Annotated in this window: 6 protein-coding genes; 2 read left to right on the top strand and 4 right to left on the bottom strand. The window is 72.6% G+C overall.

Going from position 1 to position 10406, the window contains the following annotated elements:
* Positions 1-81: 81 nt before the first annotated feature.
* The 4 genes from ACWF9Z_RS20985 to ACWF9Z_RS20970 all read right to left on the bottom strand — a co-directional run bounded on the left by ACWF9Z_RS20985 (position 82) and on the right by ACWF9Z_RS20970 (position 7337).
* Positions 82-1863: an ABC transporter ATP-binding protein gene (locus ACWF9Z_RS20985; RefSeq protein ID WP_453604118.1), complete on the bottom strand. Its 1782-nt coding sequence runs from the start codon at positions 1861-1863 to the stop codon at positions 82-84.
* Positions 1860-3743, bottom strand: coding sequence for an ABC transporter transmembrane domain-containing protein (locus tag ACWF9Z_RS20980; protein WP_453604116.1), 1884 nt, complete (start codon positions 3741-3743; stop codon positions 1860-1862). The genes ACWF9Z_RS20985 and ACWF9Z_RS20980 overlap by 4 nt, the downstream gene beginning before the upstream one ends.
* Positions 3744-3855: 112 nt before the next feature.
* The gene (locus tag ACWF9Z_RS20975) at positions 3856-6792 is read right to left on the bottom strand and encodes an FAD-binding and (Fe-S)-binding domain-containing protein (protein ID WP_453604114.1); all 2937 of its coding nucleotides are present in this window, start codon (positions 6790-6792) and stop codon (positions 3856-3858) included.
* A gap of 74 nt (positions 6793-6866) precedes the next feature.
* On the bottom strand, positions 6867-7337 hold the full coding sequence (locus ACWF9Z_RS20970) for a MarR family winged helix-turn-helix transcriptional regulator (RefSeq protein ID WP_453604112.1): 471 nt from the start codon (positions 7335-7337) through the stop codon (positions 6867-6869).
* Positions 7338-7444: 107 nt separating this feature from the next.
* Between ACWF9Z_RS20970 and ACWF9Z_RS20965 the strand changes: the two genes are divergently transcribed.
* Together ACWF9Z_RS20965 and mltG are read left to right on the top strand one after the other, a co-directional pair.
* Positions 7445-9442, top strand: coding sequence for an ABC transporter ATP-binding protein (locus ACWF9Z_RS20965; RefSeq protein ID WP_453604110.1), 1998 nt, complete (start codon positions 7445-7447; stop codon positions 9440-9442).
* A 63-nt stretch (positions 9443-9505) separates the two neighbouring features.
* Complete coding sequence (gene mltG / locus ACWF9Z_RS20960; protein WP_453604108.1) at positions 9506-10345, top strand: endolytic transglycosylase MltG; 840 nt, start codon at positions 9506-9508, stop codon at positions 10343-10345.
* Positions 10346-10406 lie beyond the last annotated feature (61 nt).

Raw genomic sequence — 10406 nt, 5'->3', positions numbered from 1 at the left:
GTCCCGCGCACCTGCGCGGGACCGGGGCCTCGTATGTGGGCCGGGGACGGGCCGCGGCGGGGGCGCCGCGGTACGGATCAATCAGCCGTGCCAGGAGCGCCACAGGGCCGCGTACGCGCCGTCGGCCGCGACCAGGGCGTCGTGCGAGCCCAGCTCGCTGATCCGGCCGCCCTCGACCACCGCGATCACGTCCGCGTCGTGCGCGGTGTGCAGCCGGTGCGCGATCGCGATCACCGTGCGGCCGTCCAGCACCCGGGCCAGCGAACGCTCCAGGTGCCGTGCCGCGCGCGGGTCCAGCAACGAGGTCGCCTCGTCCAGCACCAGCGTGTGCGGGTCGGCCAGCACCAGGCGGGCCAGCGCGACCTGCTGGGCCTGCGCCGGGGTCAGCGCCGCGGAGCCCGAGCCGACCTCGGTGTCCAGGCCGGCGTCCAGCGCCCGCGCCCAGCCGTCCGCGTCGACCGCGCCGAGGGCCTCCCACAGCTCGGTGTCGGCGGCCTCGGTACGCGCGAGGCGCAGGTTGTCGCGCAGCGAACCCACGAACACGTGGTGCTCCTGGTTGACCAGGGCCACGTGCTCGCGCACCCGCTCCGCCCGCATCCGCGACAGCTCCGCCCCGCCGAGGGTGATCTCGCCGGTCCGGGGTGCGTAGATGCCCGCGAGCAGCCGGCCCAGCGTGGACTTCCCCGCGCCCGAGGGCCCGACCAGGGCCATCCGGGTGCCCGGGGGCACCGACATCGACACCTGGTGCAGGACGTCGACGCCCTCGCGATAGCCGAAGTGGACCTCGTCCGCGCGGACGTCCCGGCCCTGCGGGGAGACGGTCGCGTCACCCGCGTCCGGCTCGATCTCCCGCACGCCCACCAGCCGGGCCAGGGAGACCTGCGCGACCTGGAGCTCGTCGTACCAGCGCAGGATCAGGCCGATCGGATCGACCATCATCTGCGCGAGCAGCGCGCCCGTGGTCAGCTGCCCCACCGAGATCCAGCCCTGGAACACGCAGTACCCGCCGACCAGCAGGACCGAGCCGAGGATCGTCATGTACGTGACGTTGACGACCGGGAAGAGGACCGTCCGCAGGAACAGCGTGTACCGCTCCCAGGCCGTCCACTCCTTGATCCGCCGCTCCGACAGCTCGATCCGGCGCCCACCGAGGCGGTGCGCCTCGATCGTGCGGCCCGCGTCCACCGTCTCGGTGAGCGCGGCCGCGACCGCCGCGTACCCGGCCGCCTCCGAACGGTAGGCCCGGGGCGCCCGCCTGAAGTACCAGCGGCAGCCGATCACCAGCACCGGCAGCGCCACCAGCGCGGCCAGCGCCAGCGGCGGCGCGGTGACGGCGAGCGCCCCGTAGAGCAGGCTCGCCCACACCACGCCGATGGCCAGCTGCGGCACGGCCTCGCGCATCGCGTTCGCCAGCCGGTCGATGTCGGTGGTGATCCGCGACAGCAGGTCGCCGGTTCCGGCGCGCTCCAGCACGCCCGGCGGCAGGCCCACCGACCGCACGAGGAAGTCCTCGCGCAGATCGGCCAGCATCTCCTCGCCGAGCATCGCCCCGCGCAGCCGGACCAGCCGGACGAACACGGCCTGGACGCCGAGCGCCAGCGCGAACAGCAGTCCCACGCGCCCCAGATGCAGTTCGCGCGCCCCCTCGGTGAGCTGGTCCACGACCTGGCCCAGCAGGTACGGGCCCACCATGGAGGCGATCACCGCGACCGTGTTGACCGCCACCAGCACCGAGAAGGCCCGCCGGTGGCGGCGGAACAGGCCGCGCACGTAGCCCCGTACGGTCGCCGACGTGCCCACGGGCAGCGTCGCGGCCGTTTCGGGGGCCGCCGGATCGTATTGCGGCGGCGCCACGCCGATCATGCGGATTCCTCGATCTCTGTCAGTACGGACTCGGTCAGTGCGGATTCCATGCGCGAGAGCCGCTGTTCGTCCTCGGTCTCGCGGGTGACGACCGCGCGGTAGCGGGAATCGCCGTGCAGCAGCTCGCGGTGCGTGCCGCTCGCCGCCGCCGTCCCCTCGTGGATCAGGACGACCCGGTCGGCGTGGTCGAGCAGCAGCGGCGAGGACGCCAGTACCACCGTCGTGCGCCCGGCGCGCAACTCCGCGATCCCGCCCGCGATCCGCGCCTCGGTGTGCGAGTCGACCGCCGAGGTCGGCTCGTCCAGCACCAGCACCTCCGGGTCGGTGACCAGCGAGCGCGCCAGAGCGAGCCGCTGGCGCTGGCCGCCGGACAGCGACCGCCCCCGCTCGGTGATCCGGGAGTCCATCGGGTCGTCCACCCCGTCCGGGGCGGACTGCAGGAGAGCGTCCAGCACGTCCGCGCACTGGGCCGCCCCCAGCGCCGCCGAAGGCGTGACCGCTCCGGAAGCCGGTACGTCGAACAGCTCGCGCAGCCTCCCGGACAGCAGCACCGGATCCTTGTCCTGTACGAGGACCAGCGTGCGCGCCGTGTCCAGCGCGAGCTCGTCCAGCGCGACCCCGCCCAGCAGTACGGACGGCCCGGCGACCTCGCCCATGGCATGGCCGCCGAGGCGCTCGGCGAGCCTGCCCGCCAGGTCGGGGTCCCCGCACACCACGGCGGTGAAACGGCCCGCCGGGGCCATCAGCCCGGTCTCCGGGTCGTACAGGTCGCCGCCCGGGGCGGGGGCCCGCGGAGCCCGGGCGACGACGGCCCGGTCCGTGTCCGCGTCCGTGTCCGTTCCCTCGCCGGGGGCGGCCGAGGCGCCGGAATCCGCACCCGCGTCCGTCCGGGTCAGCGACAGCACCTTGGCGGCCCGCTTGGCGGAAGGACGCGAGAAGGAGTAGGCCATCGCGATCTCTTCGAAGTGCCGCAGGGGGTAGAGCATGGTCGCCACCGCGCTGAAGGCCGCGACGAGTTCACCGACGTCCAGGCGGCCGTCCAGCACGAGCGCGGACCCGTACCAGACCACCGTGATCAGCAGTACGCCCGGCAGCAGCACCTGGATCGCGGAGATCAACGCCCACATCCGGGCACTGCGCACCGCCGCCTTGCGGACCTCCTGCGAGGCCTCGCGGTAGCGGCCGAGGAACAGCTCCTCGCCGCCGATGCCGCGCAGCACGCGCAGTCCCGCCACGGTGTCGGCCGCCAGCTCGGTGGCCTTGCCCGCCTTCTCCCGCTGGACGTCGGCGCGTTGGGTGGCGCGCGGCAGCAGCGGCAGGACGGCCAGGGCGAGCACCGGCATGCCGATCGCCACGACCACGCCGATGGCGGGGGCGTAGAAGAGCAGGACGACACATCCGATGACGAGGGTCAGGGCGGCGGCGAGGAAACGGGAGACCGCCTCGACGAACCATCCGATCTTCTCCACGTCGCCCGTGGACACCGCGACCACTTCGCCCGCGGCGACCCGCCGCGTCAGGGCCGCGCCCAGCTCGGCGGTCTTGCGGGCGAGCAGCTGCTGGACCCGCGCGGCGGCCGTGATCCAGTTGGTGACGGCGGTCCGGTGCAGCATCGCGTCGCCGACCGAGACCGCGACGCCCAGCAGCACCAGCAAGCCCCCGACCCACAGCAGCCGGGCACCGTCACGGTCCACGACCGCGCCGACGCCCAGGCCCACGGCGTACGGGATCCCCGCCACGCCACCGAAGTGGAGCATGCCCCAGCTCAGGCTCCTGGCCTGTCCGCCGAGTTGGCCGCGCCCCAGCCACCAGAGGAAACGGGGGCCGGAGCGAGCATCAGGTACCCCTGGGTCCGGATACGGAAGATCGCTGATCTGCATGACGCCCCATGACTGGTCGAGTGGTCCAAACCGTGCAAGGTTCGCGTTCCGCATCGGTCCGGGGCAATCGATTTTCCGTCGCCGGGGGCTCGTGGCGGCGGGGTTCACGGGCTCAGGGGCGCGTGGCGCGCTCCAGTTCCAGCAGCGCCGAGTAGTAACTGCGGCCGGTGGCCCGGTCCATCCCCACCTCGCACATCCGGTTCGCCGAAAGGTGCGCGTCGAACTCCCGCGCCGTCACCTCGGCCGCCTCCTTCGCCGTCGCCGACTCCGTCAGCTCAGGGTGCAGCATCCCGCGGTCACCCGCGAAGGCGCAGCACCCGGCGTCGTACGGGACGACCACCTCGTCCGCGCAGGCCGCGGCCACCGCCATCAGCTGCGCCTCGTCGCCCAGGTGCCGCATCGAGCAGGTGGGGTGGAGCACCGCCGAGCCGACCGTGCGCCGGATCTCCAGGCGGGGCAGCAGCTCCTCGGCCGCCCAGACGACCGAGTCGACGATCCGCAGGGCGGCGTGGAGCGCCCGGTTGTCGTCGGTCAGGTAGGGGACCACCTCGTGCGCGATGCCCAGGGTGCAGGAGGAGGCGTCGACGACGAGCGGCAGCCGCCCGCCGGCCGTCCAGCCCCAGGCCGCGGCCACGATCCGGTTGGCCATCACCCGGGTCCCGGCGTCGTACCCCTTGGAGTGCCAGATCGTCGCGCAGCAGGTGCCGGTCACGTCCCGGGGGATCCACACCGGCTTTCCGGCCCGCGCCGACACCGCGACGACGGCCTGCGGGAGGGAGGGCCCCGGCTGGTCGTCGGGGCCGGCGAAGATCCGGTTGACGCAGGCCGGGTAGTAGACGGCCGCGGCCCCCACCCGCCGGGTCTCGGGGAGCCTGCGGGCCGCGGCGCCGGGGATCTGCGGCAGCCACTCCGGGACCAGGTCCGGCCGTACGATCCTGCGCGCGGCCCCCGTCACGGCCTCGAGGAAGCGGTCCCCGACGGTGTCGGTGATCTTGTCGGCGGCTGCCACGGCGAGCCGGGCGGCGGCCTCGACGGCGCGGAACCGGTCGGCGGCCAGCGCGGTGGCGCGCTCCTCGCGCGGACCGTGCCGGCGGTGGCGGAAGTCCTTCATCAGGGCGCCGGTGTCGATGCCGACGGGGCAGGCGAGTGTGCAGGTGGAGTCGCCGGCGCAGGTGTCCACCGCGTCGTAGCCGTAGGCGTCGAGCAGTCCGGAGAGGACGGGGGAGCCCGGCTGCTGGCGCATCATCTCGCGGCGCAGCACGATCCGCTGGCGCGGTGTGGTCGTCAGGTCCTTGCTGGGGCAGGTCGGTTCGCAGAATCCGCACTCGATGCAGGGGTCGGCCACGGCCTCGATCCGCGGAATCGTCTTCAGGCCGCGCACGTGCGCCCGCGGATCGCGGTCCAGGAGGATCCGCGGGGCGAGCACCAGATCGGGGTCGATCACCCGTTTGGTGCGCCACATCATCTCGGTGGCCCGGGGCCCCCATTCCAGTTCCAGGAAGGGGGCCATGTTGCGGCCGGTGGAGTGCTCGGCCTTCAGGGAGCCGTCGAAGCGCTCGACGGTGAGCCGGCAGAAGGCGTCCATGAAGGCGGCGTACCGCTCGACGTCGGCGGGCTCGGCGGCGTCGAAGGCGAGGAGGAAGTGCAGGTTGCCGTGCGCGGCGTGGCCCGCGACGGCGGCGTCGAAACCGTGCTCCGCCTGCAGTGCGAGGAGGGCCTCACAGGCCTCGGCCAGCCGGGACGGCGGGACCGCGAAGTCCTCGGTGATCAGGGTGGTGCCTCGGGCGCGGGCCCCGCCGACGGCGGTGACGAAGGCCTTGCGGGCCTTCCAGTAGCCGGAGATGGTCCGCGCGTCGCGGGTGAAGGCGTTGGTCACCGAGGCCACGGGCGCGACGAGGTCCAGTGTGGCCAGCACCTCGGCGGCGGTCCGCTCGTAGCGCGCGCGGCCCGCCTCGTCGGCCGCGCGGAACTCGACCAGCAGGGCGGTGGTGTCCTTGGGCAGCTCCGCCCAGTCGGCGGGGACTCCCTCGACGGCCACCGAGGCGCGCAGGGTGTTGCCGTCCATCAGCTCGACCGCCAGGGCCCCGGCCCGGTTGAAGAGGGGCACGGCGGCGGCCGCGGCGGGCAGCGAGGGGAAGAAGAGCAGTGCGCTGGTGAGTTCGCGGTCCAGCGGCAGGGTGTCGAAGACGACCTCGGAGATGAAGCCGAGGGTGCCCTCCGAGCCGACCATCAGCCCGCGGAGGATCTCGACGGGCGTGGCGCCGTCGAGGTAGGAGTCGAGCCGGTAGCCGGTCGTGTTCTTGATCTCGTACTTGGCCCGGATGCGGGCCACGAGCACGGGGTCGGCCTCGATCTCCTTCTTGATCTCCATCAGGGCGTGGCACAGCGCGGGCTCGGCGTGCGCCAGCTCCTCGTCGGCGCGCGGGTCGGCGGTGTCCACGACGGTCCCGCTCGGCAGGACGAAGGTGAGGGAGGACAGGGTGCGGTACGAGTTCCTCGTGATCCCCGCCGTCATGCCGGAGGCGTTGTTCGCGACGACTCCGCCGAGGGTGCACGCGAGGGCGCTGGCCGGGTCGGGGCCGAGGACGCGTCCGTGGCGGGCGAGCGCGGCGTTGGCGCGCAGGACGGTGGTTCCGGGCCGGATCCGGGCCCGCAGGCCCCCGTCCAGCACCTCGACGCCGGCCCAGTGGCGGCGGACGTCGACCAGGATGTCCTCGCCCTGCGCCTGGCCGTTGAGCGAGGTGCCGGCGGCGCGGAAGACCACTTCGCGCTGCTTGCCGTGGGCGTAGGAGAGGACGGCGGAGACGTCGTCGATGTCCTGGGCGACCACGACGACCTGCGGCACGAACCGGTACGGGGAGGCGTCCGAGGCGTAGCGGACCAGGTCGGAGATCTTCCAGAGCACCTTGTCGGCGCCCAGCAGCTCGGTCAGCTCGTGGCGCAGCGGCTCGGGCGTTCCGGTCGCCCGCCGGTCGGCCACCCGGTCGGGGGCGGGACCGCTGATGCTGCGCGGGCGAAGGGCCCCCGGCTTCGGTTCCAGCAGCGGCATGCGCAACCCCTCAACTCGCTCGACTCACTCGTTCGGCGCAGTCGCGGCCTCCTCGCGGCCGGCCCGTCACCCGGTCAGCAGTGCAGCTCCGGCGGGGCGTCCGCCAGGGCGTTCAGCAGGCCGCCGAGCACGTCGCGCTGCTCGGCGGTCAATGGAGCCAGGATCTCCTCCGCGGCCCCGGTTCGCGCGTTGCGCAGGCGGCGCAGCGTGGCGCGGCCGGTGTCGGTGAGCTCGATCCTTATGACGCGCCGGTTCGCCGGGTCGGGCACGCGGCGCACGCAGTCGGCTGATTCCAGCCCGTCGACGAGCGTGGTCACGGCGCGGGGCACGACCTCCAGGCGGGCCGCGAGGTCCGCCATCCGGGGCGGCTGCCCGGTGGAGAGGTGCGCGACGGTGCGCAGCAGCCGGGACTGCGCCGGGGTGATTCCGAGCGGCTCCAGATGGCGCTTCTGGATGCGGTGGAGCCGCCGGGTCAGGCGGAGCAGCTGCTCGGCGAGAACGCTGCCGGTGGTGTCGGGGGCGTCCGTCTCGGAAGCGGTACTCATGCTTCGGTCCTCATAATGGGAACAGTATCAGGACCAGATTCATTGTGAGTATAGGTAACAATGAGCTATGCTCATTCGAGTCCGGTCGTCTGTCATGGAGGAGGCCCATGCGCCCCAAGGAACCCGAATGGACCCCGTCCAAGGAATCCCTCGATCCCGGTGGTCCCGCCCCGGCCGAGCGGCCGCGCGAACTGCGGCGCATCGTCGGCCTCTTCCGGCCCTACCGCGGCCGCCTCGCCGTCGTCGGCTTGCTGGTCGGCGCCTCCTCGCTGGTCGGCGTCGCCTCGCCGTTCCTGCTCAAGGCGATCCTCGACGTCGCGATCCCGCAGGGCCGCACCGGACTGCTCAGCCTGCTCGTGCTCGGCATGATCGCCACCGCCGTCGTCACGAGCATCTTCGGTGTGCTCCAGACCCTGATATCCACCACGGTGGGCCAGCGGGTCATGCACGACCTGCGCACCGCCGTCTACGCACAGCTCCAGCGGATGCCGCTGGCCTTCTTCACGCGGACGCGGACCGGTGAGGTGCAGTCCCGGATCGCCAATGACATCGGTGGCATGCAGGCCACGGTGACCTCCACGGCGACCTCCCTCGTCTCGAACGCGACGGCCGTCATCGCCTCCGTCGTCGCGATGCTCGCGCTCGACTGGCGGCTCACGCTCGTCTCGCTGCTCCTGCTGCCGTTCTTCGTGTGGATCAGCCGTCGCGTCGGCAGCGAGCGCAAGAAGATCACCGCGCAGCGCCAGAAGCAGATGGCCACGATGGCGGCCACGGTCACCGAGTCCCTGTCGGTCAGCGGCATCCTGCTCGGCCGCACGATGGGCCGCGCGGACTCGCTCACCAGCTCCTTCGCCGAGGAGTCCGAGAAGCTCGTCGACCTCGAGGTGCGCTCCAGCATGGCCGGGCGCTGGCGCATGTCCACCATCGGCATCGTCATGGCGGCCATGCCCGCGCTCATCTACTGGGCGGCGGGCATAGCGCTGCAGACGGGTGCGCCCTCGCTCTCGATCGGCACCCTCGTCGCCTTCGTCACCCTCCAGCAGGGCCTGTTCCGGCCCGCCGTGAGCCTGTTGTCGACCGGCGTCCAGATCCAGACCTCCCTCGCGCTGTTCGCCCGGATCTTCGAGTACCTCGACCTGCCGGTGGACATCACCGAGCGCGAGGACGCCGTCCGCCTCGACCGCGCCAAGGGCGAGGTCCGGCTGGAGGACGTCCACTTCGCGTACGACGCCAAGAGCGGCCCGACGCTGACCGGCATCGACGTCACCGTCCCCGCCGGCGGCTCCCTGGCCGTGGTCGGCCCGACCGGATCCGGCAAGAGCACGCTGAGCTACCTCGTCCCCCGGCTCTACGACGTCACCGGCGGCCGCGTCGTCCTCGACGGGGTCGACGTGCGCGACCTCGACTTCGACTCGCTGGCCCGCTCCATAGGCGTGGTCTCCCAGGAGACCTACCTCTTCCACGCCTCCGTCGCCGACAACCTGCGCTTCGCCAAGCCGGACGCCACCGACGAGGAGATCGTGGAGGCGGCCCGCGCGGCCCAGATCCACGAGCACATCGCGTCCCTGCCCGACGGGTACGACACCCTGGTCGGCGAGCGCGGGTACCGCTTCTCCGGCGGCGAGAAGCAACGCCTGGCCATCGCGCGCACCATCCTGCGCGACCCTCCGGTGCTGATCCTCGACGAGGCCACCAGTGCGCTGGACACCCGCACCGAGCACGCCGTGCAGCGCGCCATCGACAACCTCTCGCAGGGCCGCACCACCATCACCATCGCCCACCGGCTCTCCACCGTCCGGGACGCCGACCAGATCGTGGTGCTCGACGCCGGCCGGATCGCCGAGCGCGGGACCCACGAGGAACTGCTGGAGGCCGACGGCCGGTACGCGGCCCTCGTCCGGCGCGACCGCGAGACGGCGCTCAAGCCGCAGAGCACGCTCAAGCCGCAGAGCACGCTCAAGCCCGAGAGCACGCCCACGGCGGAGAACAGGCTCACGGCGGAGGGCGCTGTGGAGTTGAAGCACCTGACCGCGGCGAAGCTCAAGCCGGGGACCTTCAAGCCGAAGAAGCTGCGCGGGACGGAGCCGACCCCGGTGAATGTGTGATCTTATGCCCGGAGTGTGGGCCGAATGCCAGGAATCAGATGGTTCACGGGTTAGTGTTCCCGTATGCCTCAAGAGAACCGGCCGCCGTCACCGCGCCGTTCCCGGCTCACCCGCCGGGGCCGGCTGGTGCTCTTCCTCGGCACGTTCCTCGGGCTCGGGGCAGCCGTCCTGATCCCGCTGCTGCCGCAGGGGAAAGCGCCCGAGAAACCGCGCCAGTTGCTGATCCCCGAGGGCTGGCGGGCCCCGCAGGTCTACGCCGCCATCGACCGCGAGCTCAAGCTCCCGCCCGGTTCCGCCAAGGCGGCCGCCGCGACGGCCGCCCTGCCCCTGCCCGCGGAGGCCAAGGGCAATCCGGAGGGGTACCTCTTCCCGGCCACGTATCCGGTGACCTCCCAGTCCACCCCGGCCACGCTGCTCACGTACATGGTCGAGACGGCCAACGCGAAGCTCACCACGAAGGCCGTCACGGCCGGTCGCAAGGCCCACGGCATGACCCCGTATCAGACGGCCACCCTCGCCAGCATCATCGAGGCGGAGGCCGACACGCGTACGGACATGGGCAAAGTCGCGCGGGTGGTGCACAACCGGCTGGCGAAGTCGATGCCGCTCCAGATGGACTCCACCATCAACTACGCGCTGAACCGCTCCACGGTGGACACCAAGCTGAGCGAGACGAAGATCGACAGCCCCTTCAACACCTACGAACGCCAGGGCCTGCCGCCCACGCCGATCGACAGCCCCGGCCTGGAGGCCATGGCGGCCGCGGTCGCGCCGACCCCGGGCGACTGGCTCTACTTCGTCACGGTGAAGGCCGGCGACACCCGCTTCTCGGCGACGTACGAGGAGCACAAGCGCCATGTGGCCGAGTTCAACCGCCTCCGCTCGGCGTCCCACACGACCTGACGGGCCCGTGCGACCGGTCGGACCGGCCCGCGGGCACCGCTCCGGGCGACCCGGTGTACGG

Source organism: Streptomyces sp. NPDC054961 (assembly GCF_053609145.1).
The sequence above is the reverse complement of the archived record's forward strand: the minus strand, read 5'-3'. Positions and strand labels throughout refer to the sequence as shown.